The 14,964-nt window shown below is 67.7% G+C and carries 11 protein-coding genes; 7 read left to right on the plus strand and 4 right to left on the minus strand.

The window, feature by feature from the left end:
* Positions 1-5: 5 nt before the first annotated feature.
* Positions 6-1,214 (minus strand): UbiH/UbiF/VisC/COQ6 family ubiquinone biosynthesis hydroxylase, encoded by a 1,209-nt coding sequence (locus PI246_RS08955; RefSeq protein WP_320550916.1) that lies wholly within the window; start codon positions 1,212-1,214, stop codon positions 6-8.
* The gene (gene ubiH, locus PI246_RS08960) at positions 1,211-2,422 is read right to left on the minus strand and encodes a 2-octaprenyl-6-methoxyphenyl hydroxylase (RefSeq protein WP_320550917.1); all 1,212 of its coding nucleotides are present in this window, start codon (positions 2,420-2,422) and stop codon (positions 1,211-1,213) included. Before ubiH ends, PI246_RS08955 begins: the two co-directional genes overlap by 4 nt.
* A gap of 54 nt (positions 2,423-2,476) precedes the next feature.
* Here ubiH and PI246_RS08965 point away from each other — a divergent pair, with 54 nt between their 5' ends.
* The 7 genes from PI246_RS08965 to PI246_RS08995 all read left to right on the plus strand — a co-directional run bounded on the left by PI246_RS08965 (position 2,477) and on the right by PI246_RS08995 (position 10,213).
* Positions 2,477-3,043 carry a cob(I)yrinic acid a,c-diamide adenosyltransferase gene (locus tag PI246_RS08965; protein ID WP_320550918.1) on the plus strand — a complete coding sequence of 189 codons (567 nt, stop codon included), beginning with the start codon at positions 2,477-2,479 and terminating at the stop codon, positions 3,041-3,043.
* Between the two features lie 92 nt (positions 3,044-3,135).
* A complete protein-coding gene (locus tag PI246_RS08970) occupies positions 3,136-5,682 on the plus strand; it encodes an LPS-assembly protein LptD (RefSeq protein ID WP_320550919.1) in 2,547 nt (848 codons plus the stop codon).
* A gap of 31 nt (positions 5,683-5,713) precedes the next feature.
* Entirely contained in the window at positions 5,714-7,090 is a 1,377-nt protein-coding gene (locus tag PI246_RS08975) for a peptidylprolyl isomerase (RefSeq protein ID WP_320550920.1), read from the plus strand.
* 5 nt (positions 7,091-7,095) lie between these two features.
* Complete coding sequence (gene pdxA / locus PI246_RS08980) at positions 7,096-8,091, plus strand: 4-hydroxythreonine-4-phosphate dehydrogenase PdxA (protein WP_320550921.1); 996 nt, start codon at positions 7,096-7,098, stop codon at positions 8,089-8,091.
* A complete protein-coding gene (rsmA, locus tag PI246_RS08985) occupies positions 8,088-8,867 on the plus strand; it encodes a 16S rRNA (adenine(1518)-N(6)/adenine(1519)-N(6))-dimethyltransferase RsmA (RefSeq protein ID WP_320550922.1) in 780 nt (259 codons plus the stop codon). The genes pdxA and rsmA overlap by 4 nt, the downstream gene beginning before the upstream one ends.
* Before the next feature lie 53 nt (positions 8,868-8,920).
* Positions 8,921-9,304 carry a Co2+/Mg2+ efflux protein ApaG gene (apaG, locus tag PI246_RS08990; protein ID WP_320550923.1) on the plus strand — a complete coding sequence of 128 codons (384 nt, stop codon included), beginning with the start codon at positions 8,921-8,923 and terminating at the stop codon, positions 9,302-9,304.
* Positions 9,305-9,361: 57 nt separating this feature from the next.
* A complete protein-coding gene (locus tag PI246_RS08995) occupies positions 9,362-10,213 on the plus strand; it encodes a symmetrical bis(5'-nucleosyl)-tetraphosphatase (protein WP_320550924.1) in 852 nt (283 codons plus the stop codon).
* A 967-nt stretch (positions 10,214-11,180) separates the two neighbouring features.
* On the opposite strand, the gene secA is transcribed toward PI246_RS08995, so the two are convergent.
* Both secA and PI246_RS09005 read right to left on the minus strand, forming a co-directional pair.
* Complete coding sequence (gene secA / locus PI246_RS09000; protein ID WP_320550925.1) at positions 11,181-13,889, minus strand: preprotein translocase subunit SecA; 2,709 nt, start codon at positions 13,887-13,889, stop codon at positions 11,181-11,183.
* A 131-nt stretch (positions 13,890-14,020) separates the two neighbouring features.
* On the minus strand, positions 14,021-14,935 hold the full coding sequence (locus PI246_RS09005) for a M23 family metallopeptidase (RefSeq protein ID WP_320550926.1): 915 nt from the start codon (positions 14,933-14,935) through the stop codon (positions 14,021-14,023).
* Positions 14,936-14,964: the final 29 nt, after the last annotated feature.

Raw genomic sequence — 14,964 nt, forward strand, 5'->3', positions numbered from 1 at the left:
CCCGCTCAGCCGCCGGCAGCGTGCCGCATCAGTTGCCGTTTGAGCGGCGCGAGGCCGTCGAGCAGGCGAATGCCCAGGCCGCGCACGGCCACCAGCGGGGGCGCCTGCCACGCGTAGACCCGGCCGAGCGCATCGAACGACCAGGCGTCGAGCCCGTCGGCACTGCGCCGGCGACGCGCGTAGCGACGCAGCACGTGCGGCGCGGCGATGTCGCGGCCCGCCTCACGGGCGGCCACGAGCGTGTCGCGCAACTCGGCGGCGTCGCGCAGGCCGAGGTTCACGCCCTGGCCGGCCAGCGGGTGCACCGTGTGCGCGGCGTCGCCCAGCAACACGATGCGTCCGGACTGGTAGCGGTCGGCCAGCTTCAGGCGCAGCGGAAAGCTGACACGCCGGGTCACGGCCCCGATCGGACCGAGCCGGAAGTCGCTGGCGACACCGAGCGCGTCGCGAAAGGGGTCGTCGTCGAGGGCCAATACGCGCTCGGCCTCGGCGTCGGGCAAGGACCACACGATGGAGCAGCGCCCGTCGCTCAGCGGCAGCAGCGCCAGGGGCCCGGTGGGCAGGAAGCGCTGCCAGGCCGTGCGCCGGTGCGGCAGCGTGGTTTCCACGTGGGCGACGACGCCGCGCTGGCCGTAATCGCGACCGTGGGTACCGATGCCGGCCAGCGCCCGCAACGGCGAATCGACCCCGTCGGCGGCGACCACCAGCCGGGCCGACAGGGCCTGCCCGTCGGCCAGCGCGAGACGGGCGTGATCGTCGTGCGTCTCGCAGCCCACGACCTCACCCGGCACCACCCGGCGCACACCGGCGGCGTCAAGCGCCTGCCAGAGGGTGGCTTGCACGAGGTGGTTCTCGACGATGTAGCCGAGCACGTCGCGGCCTTCGTCGGCCGCGTCGAAATGGATCGTGGCGCCGTTTTCGGCATCCCACACCACCATGCGCTCGTACGCGGAGGCCCGCGCGTCGCGGATGCGCGACCAGACGCCCATGGCCTCGAGCAGGCGGATGGACGACGGCGCAAGGCCGACAACGCGCAGGTCGATGTCGTCCGCCGCCGACCAGGACGCGGGGGGACGCGTGTCCACGAGGGCGACGTCGAAGCCGTCGCGCGCCAGGGCGAGCGCGGCGGTGGCGCCGGCCATGCCGCCGCCGACGACCGCGACATCGAGCAGGCCGCCGCGGCGGCGCGGTATCTCATGCCAGGACGTGGTCATGGCGTTGTCTCCCGAACGGCAAGGGGGGCATGCGCACGAAATCCCATGCCGCGGCGACTGAGGGCATGGCGCAGGGGCGGCACGCGATCGAGGGTCAGCATCGCCAGCGAGCGCAGCGGACCGAGCAGGGGTTGTTCCAGGCAAGCCAGGCGCACGAGTGCATGGCTCATGGCCATGGTGCCTTCGCGATCGGGCGCGCGCCGACGGGCGTATTCCCGCAGCAGCGCGGCATCGCCCGGATCGGTAGCCCCGGTCACCAGTTCGGCGAGGGTGAGGGCATCGCGCAGGCCGAGGTTGAAGCCCTGGGCGCCGATGGGATGGACGGTCTGCGCGGCGTTGCCGACCAGCACGGCGCGATCGCCGACGACCGAGTCGGCGGCCACACGGCGAATGAGGTACGGCGACCGCTTGCCGGGGCGGGAGAGCCGCCCCAGGCGCCAACCGAAACGCGCCTGGGCGAACGCGGCGAACGCCGCGTCGTCCATCGTGGCGACGGTGTCGGCCTGTGCGGCGTCCACCGTCAGCACCACGCCCACGCGCCGCTCGGCCAACGGCAGTACCGCGACGGGGCCGGCGTCGGTGAAACGCTCGTACGCGCGCCCCTGCGGATCGCGCTCGGGCGTCATCGTGCAGACGAAGAGCGACTGACCGTAGTCGTGTTCACGGACCGGGATGCCCAATTGGCGGCGAACACCGGAGCCGGTGCCGTCGGCGCCGACCAGCAGCGGCGTGAACACCTCGCGGGCGATGCCGTCCGACCCGGTCACCGTCACCGTCCATCCGCCGTCCGCCGCCGCGATGGCGTCGACGCGGGCGGGCGCCATGCGGGTCAGCAGGCGGCAGCGGTCGAGCCGCCTGAGCAAGGCCTCGCCCAGCTCACGGGCCGGCAGGGTCCAGCCGAGGGCATCGACGCCCTCGTCGGCCGCACCCATGCGCACGCTGCCGAAGTCGCCGGCGCGACTGGTGCGGATGTGCACGATCGGCGTGGCCCGGTCGGCGGCGAAATCCCACACGCCGATCGCCTTGAGACCGTTGACGGTCGCCCGGGCCAGGGCAAGGTTGCGCTCGTCGTAGCTGGGTTGCTCGCCCACGCGGGGGGCGGCGGCTTCGACCAGGACGGCGGGGATGCCGGCGGCATCCAGGGCGATGGCCAGGCTGGCGCCGACGAGGCCGCCACCGGCGATGAGGATGGGGGAGGAGGTCGTCATGTCCGGATGATAACCCCTGCCGCGTCGAGGGCCGCGCCGGCTAGAATCGGCCGCATGGGCAATCGACTTTCCAAGATCTACACGCGCACCGGCGATGACGGCAGCACCGGCCTGGGCGACGGCAGCCGCACCGGCAAAGACTCCCTGCGCGTCACCGCGTACGGCACCGTCGACGAACTGAACAGCGCGATCGGCATGACCTTGGCGGCGGGCGGCGTCGGCGACGATGTCCGCGAAGCCCTGGTCCAGGTGCAGCACGAGCTGTTCGACCTCGGGGGCGAGTTGTGCATCCCCGGCATGGCCATGATCCACGGGCGCGACATCGACCGCCTCGAGGCCGTACTCGACCGGTTCAACGACGACCTCCCTCCGCTGAAGGATTTCATCCTTCCCGGCGGCGGCATGGCCGCCTCCACCTGCCATCTCGCCCGCACCATCTGCCGCCGCGCCGAGCGCGAGGTGGTCGCTCTGAGCCGGGTCGAAGACGTCCGCCCCGAGGCCCAGCGCTACCTCAACCGGCTTTCGGACCTGCTCTTCGTGGTGGCCCGCGTGCTGGCCCGGCGCAGCGGCCATGGCGAAGTGCTGTGGCAGCACGAGCGCCGCCCCCGCGGCGCAGGGTAAGCTCGGTCCGTCCGCCGGCGTAAGGCGCCTCGTGCGGCGGGCACGGGGATTCTGCTAAGTTGGCGCCCTTTGAACGGATAAGACCCCCGCCCGTGACGTCACGCATCAGCATCCAGCCTAAACGCCGCCTGCTGGCGACCGCGATCGCCTTCGTGGTATCGGGCTCCGCCTGGGCCGCCCAGGCTCCCACGCAGTCTCCCGTGACCGCCACCGCGGCCAGCGCCTCGGGCGCCACGGCACCCGCCGCCGTCGCCGAAACCTGCCCGCTGGGCTCGTTCATCTGTCCGCCGCGACCGCTGAGCTATGCGCTCTGCCGCCCGAACGCGATGCTCGACTTCTACGAGCCGTGGATCACCAAGGACACCACCTTGCGCGACACGGCGGTGACCGACATCCACTCGGGCATTGACGACGGCAACACCAGCGGCGTGAAGGTGGAAAGCCCCGAGCCCGACCTCTACCACATGACCGGTGGCGTGCGTCTGGAACGCGCCGACCAGGTCATGCGCGCCGACGACGTCACCTACAACTCCGACTCCACGGCCTACGACGCGCGTGGCCACGTGCGCTACCAGGAAGCGGGCATGCTCGTTTCCGCCGATCACATGACCGGCACCACCACGCCCAACCAGGGCGACGCCGACAACGTGCGCTACCAGCTGCTGCAGTCGCGCGGCAACGGCGTCGCCGCGCACGCGAAGGTGATGGACCCGCAGCACGGCCGCTTCACCATGGCCTCGTACTCGACCTGCGACGTGGGTAGCCACATGTGGGAGTTCCGCGCGAAAACGCTGAACCTCAACAAGGAAACCGGCGTCGGCGTGGCGCGCAACGCGACGATGCGTTTCAAGAACGTGCCGTTCATGTACCTGCCGTACTTCACGTTCCCGCTGGACGACCGGCGCAAGTCGGGCTTCCTCTATCCGACGTTCGGTTCGTCGAGCCACTCGGGCGCGTACCTGTCCACGCCTTACTACCTGAACCTCGCGCCGAACTACGACGCTACGATCGATCCGCGCTACTACTCCGATCGCGGCTTCATGCTGGGCGGTGAATTCCGCTACCTCGAGCCGCGCACGAACGGCCGGGTGTATTTCGAGTACATGGCGCACGACAAGGGGCCGGACGACGACATCAGCGGCACGAGCGATCGTGACGGTTCGACGCAGCGCTACCTGGTGCAGATCACCAATTCGACCAACCTGGGCGATGGCTTCAGTCTCGGCGCGAACATCAACCACGCGTCGGACAACCAGTACTTCCGCGATTTCAGCAACGACTTGTATTCCTCGGCCATCGGCCTGCTTTCCTCCAGCGTCTACGTGTCCAAGGGCGGCAAGTACTGGAGCGCCTCGCTGGGCGTGGACGACTACCAGAACGTCGACGCGGGCCTGCCGAACTACGTGGTGCCGTACCGCCGCTGGCCGCGTGCCACGTTCAACTTCAACGCGCCGGCCAACAACTGGCTCGACGTCGGCCTCGATACCGAAGCCGTGGCATTCCGCAAGATCGATACCGCGCCGGTGTCGCCGGGCGTGCCGGGCCAGGTCGACGGCAACCGCCTCGACATCGCGCCCTATCTGGCGGCCGATTTCTCCGGCTCATCGTGGTTCGTGCGCCCGCGCGTGGAATACCGCTACACCGGTTACGAGCTCGACAGCGACTACCAGCGTTTCAACTACGCGCAGAAGACGCCGTCGCGCTCGCTGCCCATCGCCAGCCTCGATACGGGCCTGATCTTCGATCGCCAGACGAGCCTGTTCGGCAACGGCTACACACAAACGCTCGAGCCGCGCCTGTATTACCTCTACGTGCCCTATCGCAACCAGAACAACCTGCCACTGTTCGACACCAGCGAAATGTCGTTCGACTTCTGGCAGCTGTTCAGCACCAACCGCTTCTCCGGCGCCGACCGGCAGATGGACGCCAACAACCTGACCGCCGCGCTGACCACGCGCCTGCTCGATGACAACGGCGTGGAGCGGCTGTCGGCCAGCATCGGCCAGATCCATTATTTCAGCGACCAGCGCGTCCAGGCCTCGCCGTTCACCCCGGCGACCACGTTCGACAAGTCCGACTATGTGGCTCAGCTGGGCATCCAGTTCAACGACAAGTGGCGCCTGAACAGTTCATACCAGTGGAACCCGAACAAGAAGGCCAGCCCCTACCTCGACCCCCAGGGCCAGCCCTTCGACCAGGGGCGTGACACCGACCTGGCGACGGTGCAGATCCAGCGCCGGATCAAGGGCGACGGCATCATCAATTTCTCGTACCGCTACCGCCGCAACGTGATGGAACAATTCGACACCTCGGTGGTCTACCCGGTGTCCGAGCGCTGGCGTGCCCTGGCGCGGTGGGTGTTCGCCCGTCGCGACGTGCTGCCGGTCACGGTGGCCGGCTTCAACGGTGGCAATCCGTTCAACACCTTCACCTATTCGCATCGCACCCTCGATGCGGCGGTGGGCGTGGAGTACGACAGCTGCTGCGTCGCGTTCCGTGTGCTCGGCCGGCATTACGTGCACGACTACACCCGCTCCACGGCCAACGCCATCATGTTCGAGGTGGAATTCAAGGGCCTGGGCTCCTTGAACCCGCAATCGGGCGCCTACCTGCGCCGTGCTATCCTTGGCTATCAATAAGAGGGGCAATGGCCCCGGGCATCCTTACTCGATGAAGCAGATCCTCGCCTATTCCCTGCTCGCGGCTTCCATCCTCGCGGTGGTCCCGGCCGCCCAGGCCCAGCTGCTGCCGTCCGCCCAGCCCGGGCAGGACATGAGCGTCAGCAACGGCTCCCTCGACCGCATCGTCGCGGTGGTGGAAGAAGACGTCATCCTGCAGAGCGAACTCGACGAGGCCATCAACGCCATCGTGCGCCAGTACGCGTCCAACCCCGGCCAGCTGCCGCCCAAGGACGTCCTGGCCCGCCAGGTGCTCGACCGCCTCATCCTGATGAAGCTGCAGGTCCAGCGCGCCAACGATCAGAACATCCACGTCTCCGACCAGGAGATCGACCAGGCGGCCGCCAACGTCGCCCAGCAGAACAAGATGTCGCTCGACCAGCTTCGCGGTGCCGTGGAGCAGGACGGCTACAGCTATGCCGGGTTCCGCCAGCAGCTGGCCGACCAGATCATCGCCCAGAAGCTTCACGAAAGCGTGGTGCGCGACCAGGTCACCGTGACCGACGCCGAGGTCAACAACCTGCTGGCCAGCCCCACCTACAAGGCGGGTGAGGTGCACCTGGCGCACATCCAGATCAGCACCCCGGCCGGCGGCAGTGCGTCCGACATCGCCCAGGCCCAGGCCAAGGCCGAGGACGCCATCAAGGCGATCAAGGGCGGCATGGATTTCAACGCCGCGGCCATCCGCTTCTCCGACGCGCCCGACGCGCTCGACGGCGGCGATCTCGGCTGGCGCCGCCTCGACGAAGTGCCGCCGGCGTTCGCCGATGCCGTGTCGTCGCTGAAGCCGGGCGAAACCACGGCGGCGCTGCGCGGCCCGACGGGTTTCCACATCCTCAAGCTCGTCGAAACGCGTGACCCGGGCCGCCAGATCGTCACCGAATACCACGCTCGCCAGATCCTCATCAAGCCGTCCGAAATCGTCACGCCGGAACAGGCCGAGAAGAAGGCCGATGACATCTACACCCGCCTTGTCGACAAGCACGAAGACTTCGCGAAGATCGCCAAGGACGAGTCCAAGGACAACACCACGGCGAACAACGGCGGCGACATGGGCTGGTTCGCCAAAGATGCCTGGGGTGCCGCCATCGGCAACAGCATCGATCAGCTTAAGGACAACGAGGTCTCGCATCCCATCCAGACCGACGCTGGCTGGATCGTGCTGCAGCGCCTCGGCACCCGCCAGAGCGACCTCACCGACCAGCTGAGGCGCGACCAGGCTCGCCAGGCGATCGGTAATCGCAAGGCCGACGAGGCCTACGAGAACTATCTGCGCGAACTGCGTTCCAGTTCGTACGTCGATATTCGCGTGCCCGAGCTGAAAGATCCGGACGACAAGTCCCCGGCGACGGCGCAGCCCGCGCCGTAAGACGGATGAACGCGACCACCCTGCCGAGGCTCGCCGTCACCGCCGGTGAGCCCGCGGGAGTCGGTCCCGAACTGCTCGCCCGGCTCGCCGCGAGCGACCTCCCCGCCGACCTCGTCGCGATCACCGATCGCGGCTTGCTCGAGCGGGCCGCGGCCGCGTGCCGCCTGCACCTCACGATCCTCGAGGACGACGGCACCCGGCAAGCGTACCGGACGCCAGGTAGCCTCCGCCTGCGCCATGTACCGCTGGGCGCCACCGAACGGCCCGGCACGCCCGACCCCGCCAATGCGCGCCACGTGCTCGACGTGCTCGGTGCGGCGGCCGATGGCTGCCTTGAGGGCCGCTTCGACGCCATGGTGACGGGTCCGGTGCAGAAATCCGTCATCAACGACGCCGGCATGCCCTTTCGCGGGCATACCGAATTCTTCGCCGAGCGCGCCGGTGCCGACGTGGTGATGATGCTCGCCAGTCCCGAGCTGCGCGTTACGCTCGCCACCACGCACCTGGCCCTGGCGGCCGTGCCCGTGGCGATCACCGCGCCCCTGCTCGAACGCACCCTGCGGATCGTTCGCGACGCCCTGGTGCGGCGCTTCGGCATCGCCGCCCCCCGGATCGCCGTGCTGGGGCTGAACCCGCACGCGGGCGAACACGGGCACATGGGGCGCGAAGAGATCGACACGATCATCCCGCTGCTCGAGCGCCTGCGCGGCGAGGGGATGGACCTGCTGGGCCCCCTGCCCGCCGACACCGCCTTTGTACCGGCGATGCGCCCTCGCTACGACGCCGTGCTGGCGATGTATCACGACCAGGCCCTGCCGGTGCTCAAGAGCGAAGCATTCGACCGTACCGTCAACGTCACGCTCGGCCTTCCCTTCATCCGCACGTCCGTCGACCACGGCACCGCGCTGGATCTCGCCGGCACCGGCCGCGCCGATCCGGCGAGCCTGTTCGCCGCGACGCGCCTCGCCATCGACCTCGCCCGGCGCGGGGACCACGCATGAACGCACGTCCCAAGAAAAGCTTCGGCCAGCACTTCCTGCACGAGCGGCGCTATGTCGACCGCATCGTGTCGTCCATCGCGCCGAAAGACGGCGACACCGTCGTGGAGATCGGTCCCGGCGAAGGGGCGATGACACTCCCGCTGCTGGCGGTGGCGAAGACGATGACCGCCATCGAGCTGGACACCGACCTCATCCCGGGCCTGCAAGCGCGCGCTGCGTCCGTCGGCGAGTTGCGGATCGTGCACTCGGACGTACTCAAGGTCGATTTCACGGCGCTCGCGCGCGAACTCGGCGCCGAGCGCCTGCGCATCGCCGGCAACCTGCCTTACTACATCTCCAGCCCCATTCTTTTCCATTGCGTGGAGCATGCCCCGGCCATCCAGGACATGCATTTCATGCTGCAGAAAGAAGTCGTCGATCGCATGGCGGCCGAGCCGGGCAGCAAGGTGTACGGACGCCTCAGCGTCATGCTGCAACTCGCGTGCACGGTGACGCCGCTCTTCACGGTGCCGCCCGGAGCGTTCCGTCCGCCGCCGAAGGTGGATTCGGCGGTGGTCCGGCTGGTACCGCTACCGCCCGAAAAGCGACCGGTCGGCGATCCCGGCCGGATTCACGCGGTCGTGAAGGCCGCGTTCGCGATGCGGCGAAAGACGCTGTCGAATACGCTCAAGGGACTCGTCGACGAGGCCACCATCCGCGAGCTCGGCATCGACCCTCGCGCGCGCGCCGAGACACTTGCGCCAGGCGATTTCGTCCGCCTTGCCAACGCCATGTGAAGACGGCCACGGTCGTACTTGCCCACCCCCGTTCCGTCCCCGACAATCGGTGCATGAATTCCAAAGCTCCCTACACGATCGACGTGGAGGTCGAAACCCGCTTCGTTCCGGACCAGTCGCAACCCGACGACGACCGCTACGTGTTCGCCTACACGATCACGCTGCGCAACGCGGGTGACGCGGGTGCGCAACTGATGGCCCGTCACTGGATCATCACCGACGCGAACGGCAAGGTCGAAGAGGTTCGCGGCGATGGCGTCGTCGGCGAGCAGCCGTGGATGCGTCCGGGCGACACCTATCAATACACGTCAGGCGCCGTCCTGGAGACTTCCGTCGGCACGATGGAAGGCAGCTACCGCATGGTGGCCGACGACGGCACTCACTTCGACGCGAAGATTCCCGCCTTCGTGCTATCGATCCCACGCACGCTGCACTAGGATCGAACCTATGGAAAGCCCGCACGCCGGCAACGGTGCCATGGAGCGACTCGACTGATGGCCGTCTACGCGATCGGCGACGTCCAGGGTTGCTACCCCGAACTCCAGCGCCTGCTGGAGAAGATCCGCTTCGATCCCGCGAACGACCGCCTCTGGTTCTGCGGCGATCTGGTCAACCGTGGCGGCGAGTCGCTCGCCACCCTGAGGCTCATCCACTCGCTGCGCGAGCAGAGCGTCATCACGCTGGGCAACCACGATCTCTCACTGCTGGCCATCGGTCAGCGCCGTGAGGACGCGCAGGCGCGGGTAAACCCGGAATTGCGCGAAGTGCTGTTCGCCGATGACGCGCCGGTGCTGCTCGAGTGGCTGCGAATGCAGAAACTGCTGCACCACGACGAGACCCTGGGCTGGACCATGATCCACGCCGGCCTGGCGCCGAGCTGGACCCTTCGCCAGGCGCAGCGTGCCGCCCTCGAGGTCGAGCGCGAACTCGGCGGCCCGCGCTACCAGCGGCTGCTGAAGAACCTTTTCGGCAACCGACCGCCCGGCTGGACCCAGCGCCTGCAAGGCGTGGAACGGCATCGCGCCGCGATCAACACGCTCACCCGCATGCGTTATTGCGACGTCAACGGCCGCATCGACTTCGAAGGCAAGGGCACGCCCGGCACGCAGAAGCCGGGCATGTATCCGTGGTTCGAAGTGCCAGGCATGCGTCGACGCGAGACGAAGATCGTCTGCGGCCACTGGTCGGCGCTGGGCCGCTTCGCCGGGCTGGGCGTCTATGCGATCGACACCGGCTGCGTCTGGGGCGGGCAACTCACGGCGCTACGCATCGACGCCGAGGAGCCCTCGTACATCACCGTGCAAGCCGAGTCGCACCGACAGAAACCCAAGGGCGGCGGGGACTAGGGGCCACGCCCATCGCGTCCATGCGACGCGTTTTCCACGCCACACCAAAAACGTTTTTCACGAATTTCCGGCGACCCTCCCAGCGATCGATCTTATGGCCCGGTGGATGGTTCGATCCCGCGAGCCGTGGGGCTGTCGCGACCTTGTGGCGCCAGAGCGCGTTGCACCTGGGCGTCTGGCAGGGAAACCTTGGTGTCCCCCTCGCTGCTCGGGCAGTCCTTCGCGTTCGACAGGGATGGCCACTGACGTGGCCCACCCGCGAGTCGTGGTGCTGTGGTGACCTTGTAGTGCCAGAGCGCGTTGCACCTGGGCGGTGTCGCGGGGAGACCTTGGTGTCCACCCCCGCTGCTCGGGCAGTCCTCCGCGTTCGACAGGGAAGGCCGCTGACGCGGCCCATGGGCTAATCGGCCTGCGGCCGCTCCCTTGTGCGGAACTCGCCTCGAGGGTGGACACCAAGGTCTCTTCCGGACGCTGAGGTCGGGTGATGGGAGAGCGGAAGGCGTTCGATGGCTGGGCTGCGTAAGCCATGCTTGAGCTGTGAAACGCCAGCCCGACAACGGGTATCCGACGTCGCGACGAACTGACCGGCGTGGTCGGACGGGGCGACGTGACGCTCACTGGCTCGCCGGGGTGCGCCGTACGGGCTCTCACAACACGCCGCCTCCGTCATGGGGAGAGTCTTCGGCGTTCACCCTCAAGGCGAGTTCCGCACAAGGGAGCGGCCGTAGGCCACGCAGGGACACGGGCCGCGTCAGCGGCCGTCCTTGTCGACCGCGGAGGACCTATCCGAGCAGCGAGGATGGACACCGAAGGCTCGGGCCTCAGCGTCCGAGCCGGCGGCCGGCCTGCACCCATGCGGCATCCCCGCACTTCCGCGATGAACCAAAAAAACCGCCTTTTGAACTGACCCCGAAGATGGGATCTTGCCCAACTTCCGGGGGTCAGTTCATTTCGGCGGTTTTTTTTATCAGGTCAGCTGACCGTGGCAGTGCTTGTACTTCTTGCCCGAGCCGCAGGGGCACGGATCGTTGCGGCCCACCTTCGGGCCTTCGGCGAACACGGGCGCGAGAGGGGTCGGCTCTTCCGCACCGCCCTGTCCCATCGCCTGGGCGTCGGCGTGCTGGAACTGCAGGCGCTGCGCTTCCGCCGCGCGCTGCTGTTCGGCTTCCATCGCGAGCACTTCGTCTTCGCTGCGGATACGGATGCGGGCAAGCATCTGCACCACTTCGGTCTTGATGCGGTCGAGCATCTCCGAGAACAGCTCGAACGACTCGCGCTTGAACTCCTGCTTGGGCTGCTTCTGCGCGTATCCGCGCAGGTAGATGCCCTGGCGCAGGTAATCCATGCTGGCGAGGTGTTCTTTCCACGCGTTGTCGACCACCGAAAGCATCACGTGCTTCTCGAGGGAACGCATGGTTTCAGCGCCGATCTGGGCTTCCTTCTCGGCGAACAACGCGTCGACAGCCGCGCGCACGTGTTCGAGGATGCCTTCGGCGTCGACTTCTTTCTGCGACTCCACCCACGCGGGAATATCCAGGCGCAGATTGAATTCGCTCGCCAGTTCGCGGTCGAGCGCGTGGAGATCCCACTGGTCGTCGATACTCTCCGCGGGTACGAAGCGACGGACGAGGCCATCCACCACGTCGGCGCGGATGTCGGCGACCATGTCCGAGATATCGTCGAGGTCGAGCAATTCGTCGCGCTGGGCGTAGATCACCTTGCGCTGGTCGTTGGCGACGTCATCGAAGTCGAGGAGGTTCTTGCGGATATCGAAGTTGTGCTGCTCGACCTTGCGCTGCACCTTCTCGATCTGGCGCGTGATGAGGCGATCCTCGAGCGCCTCGTCTTCCTTCATGCCGAACATCTGCATCCAGCGGCCGATGCGCTCGCCGCCGAAGATGCGCATGAGGTTGTCCTGCAGCGACAGGTAGAACCGCGACGAACCCGGATCGCCCTGGCGGCCGGAGCGACCACGCAGCTGGTTGTCGATGCGGCGGGACTCATGACGCTCGGTGCCGATGATGTGCAGGCCACCGGACGCGAGCACCTGGTCGTGACGGACGGTCCAGTCGGCCTTCACCTTCGCGCGATCGGCGTCGGAGGCGTCAGGCGGCAGCGCGGCGAGGGCCGCTTCGAGGCTGCCGCCGAGCACGATGTCGGTACCGCGGCCGGCCATGTTGGTGGCGATGGTCACCGCGCCCGGCGCACCGGCCTGGGCCACGATGTGCGCCTCCCGCTCATGCTGCTTGGCGTTGAGCACCTCGTGCGGGATGCGCTCTTTCTTCAAAAGGCCCGAGACGAGCTCGGACACGTCGATGGAGGCCGTGCCCACGAGGACCGGCTGACCCCGCTCATGGCAGGCCTTGATATCCTCGATGACGGCCTTGAACTTGGCGTCCGGGCCGAGAAACACCGCGTCGGGGTTGTCGACGCGCACCATCGGCTTGTGGGTGGGAATCACCACCACTTCGAGCCCGTAGACGCTCTGGAATTCGTAGGCTTCGGTGTCGGCCGTGCCGGTCATGCCGGCCAGCTTCTTGTACATGCGGAACAGGTTCTGGAACGTGACCGTCGCCAGCGTCTGGTTTTCGCGCTGGATGGGCACGCCCTCCTTCGCCTCGACCGCCTGGTGCAGGCCGTCGGACCAGCGACGGCCGGCCAGCGTGCGACCGGTGAATTCGTCGACGATGATCACTTCGCCGTCGCGGACGATGTAGTCGACGTCGCGCTGGTAGATGGCATTGGCGCGCAGGGCCGCGTTGAGGTGATGCACGACGGCCAGGTTCTTCGAATCGTACAGCCCGCTGTCCGGTTCGATGACGCCGGCCTGGCGCAGCAGCTGCTCGGCGTGTTCCATGCCCTCTTCGGACATGTGGACCTGCTTCTGCTTTTCGTCGACGAAGTAATCGCCGGCGCCCTCTTCGGTCTCCTGTCGGACCAGGTGCGGCACGACCTTGTTCACCGCGATGTAGAGTTGCGGGGAATCTTCGGCCGGGCCGGAAATGATCAGCGGGGTGCGCGCCTCGTCGATGAGGATGGAGTCCACCTCGTCGACGATGGCGTAATGCAGGCCACGCTGGTGGCGCTGCTCCTTGCTGAGCGCCATGTTGTCGCGCAGGTAGTCGAAACCGAATTCGTTGTTGGTGCCGTAGGTGATGTCCGCGGCATAGGCGCTGCGCTTATCCGCGTGGTCCATGCCCGGGTACACCACGCCGACCGAGAGGCCGAGGAAGTTATACAGCTTGCCCATCTGCGCGGAGTCGCGCCGGGCCAGGTAGTCGTTGACCGTGACGACGTGGACGCCCTTGCCCTCGAGCGCGTTGAGGTACACCGGCAGCGTGCCGACGAGAGTCTTGCCCTCGCCGGTGCGCATTTCGGCGATGCGGCCCGAATGCAGCACCATGCCGCCGATCATCTGGACGTCGTAGTGACGCATGCCCAGCACGCGCCGGGCCGCCTCGCGGGTGGTCGCGAAGGCTTCCGGCAGCAGCTTGTCCAGCGTCTCGCCAGCCGCGAGACGCTCGCGGAACTCGACGGTCTTGGCGCGCAGGGCGTCGTCGGAAAGTTTCTCGTAGTCCGGCTCGAGGGCGTTGATGCGCTTGACCGTCTTGGAGAGGTCGCGCAGCACGCGGTCGTTACGGCTGCCGAAAATACTCGTCAGGGCACGATTGAACATCGATCATCCGGATCTGAAAACGAAAGGGTGCGAGCGACGCGGAAGCCGCCCACATGAAGGGACCGATCATACTACGTGCGTCCCCGGCTTTCCTCCCGGATGGCGGCGCGCCGGGCCCGATTCAAGCCTGGTCAGCGGTGGCTGCGGACGAACGCCAGCGGATTGACCACACGATCGTGGTACCAGACTTCGAAATGCACGTGGGATCCGGTCGAACGGCCCGTGGAGCCCGCCCGGGCGATCACGTCGCCCACGTGGACCCGCTGGCCGGGCTTCACCTCAAGGGCGCTGTTGTGTGCGTAACGGGTCATGTAGCCGTTGCCGTGGTCGATTTCGACGACATCGCCATAGCCGTTGCGCTGACCTGCGAAAGTGACCATGCCCTCGGCGACCGCCGTCACCGGCGTGCCCTTCGGCGCGGCGATGTCGATGCCGGTGTGGCGCGCGCCCTCCCCGCTGAACGGGTCCGGCCGGCCGCCGAAGAACGACGAGATATAGCCGTTCACCGGCATGCCGGTCGGCCGCAGGCTGGAGTCGATCTTGCGATCCAGGAGCATGTCGCGGAGGGCCTCGAGTTGGGCCTGCTGGACGTCGAACTGCCCGGACAACTGGTCGATGTCCTGGCCCAGGGCGGCGGGCCTCAGGTAGGCGGGTGTCCCCGTGGTCACCTCGGGGCCGCCCTGGCCGGGATCTTCGTCGAAATTGAACTCCCCGTCATCGAGCTTGCCCGCCTGGGTGAGGCGCTCGCCAAGGGCGTTGAGGCGCACGGACTGCGCCTGGAGCTGGCCCAGCTTCACGGCCAGGGCATTGAGTTGGCGCTGGGCGTCGAGGCGGGCGGCATCCGCCGCGGCGAGGCGGGTCGGCGCCGTTGCCGATACCACGGCACCCCGCGGCGTCGCCACGGCCAGGGCGACGCCCGCACCGAGTCCCGCGACGGCGACGAGCCCCACCAGCACCAGCCCCGCCAGCTTGCAGCGCAGGCGCCGGCAGCTGAGGTCCAGGGTTGTCGGCCCTTTGCGGCCGCGTGACACGAGTATGATCTGCATACGTTCCACTTCGAATCGCCAAAGCCGGT

Origin of the sequence: Luteibacter sahnii, assembly GCF_034063545.1 — a bacterium.
Lineage (GTDB): Bacteria > Pseudomonadota > Gammaproteobacteria > Xanthomonadales > Rhodanobacteraceae > Luteibacter > Luteibacter sahnii.

What these genes read in the sequence shown, in the direction of transcription:
- PI246_RS08995 (WP_320550924.1), top strand. Translation starts at nt 9,362, where the DNA reads ATGGCCGTCTACGCGATCGGCGACGTCCAGGGTTGCTACCCCGAACTC.
- PI246_RS08965 (WP_320550918.1), top strand. Translation starts at nt 2,477, where the DNA reads ATGGGCAATCGACTTTCCAAGATCTACACGCGCACCGGCGATGACGGC.
- rsmA (WP_320550922.1), top strand. Translation starts at nt 8,088, where the DNA reads ATGAACGCACGTCCCAAGAAAAGCTTCGGCCAGCACTTCCTGCACGAG.
- secA (WP_320550925.1), bottom strand. Translation starts at nt 13,889, where the DNA reads ATGTTCAATCGTGCCCTGACGAGTATTTTCGGCAGCCGTAACGACCGC.
- PI246_RS08955 (WP_320550916.1), bottom strand. Translation starts at nt 1,214, where the DNA reads ATGACCACGTCCTGGCATGAGATACCGCGCCGCCGCGGCGGCCTGCTC.
- pdxA (WP_320550921.1), top strand. Translation starts at nt 7,096, where the DNA reads ATGAACGCGACCACCCTGCCGAGGCTCGCCGTCACCGCCGGTGAGCCC.
- ubiH (WP_320550917.1), bottom strand. Translation starts at nt 2,422, where the DNA reads ATGACGACCTCCTCCCCCATCCTCATCGCCGGTGGCGGCCTCGTCGGC.
- PI246_RS09005 (WP_320550926.1), bottom strand. Translation starts at nt 14,935, where the DNA reads ATGCAGATCATACTCGTGTCACGCGGCCGCAAAGGGCCGACAACCCTG.
- PI246_RS08975 (WP_320550920.1), top strand. Translation starts at nt 5,714, where the DNA reads ATGAAGCAGATCCTCGCCTATTCCCTGCTCGCGGCTTCCATCCTCGCG.
- apaG (WP_320550923.1), top strand. Translation starts at nt 8,921, where the DNA reads ATGAATTCCAAAGCTCCCTACACGATCGACGTGGAGGTCGAAACCCGC.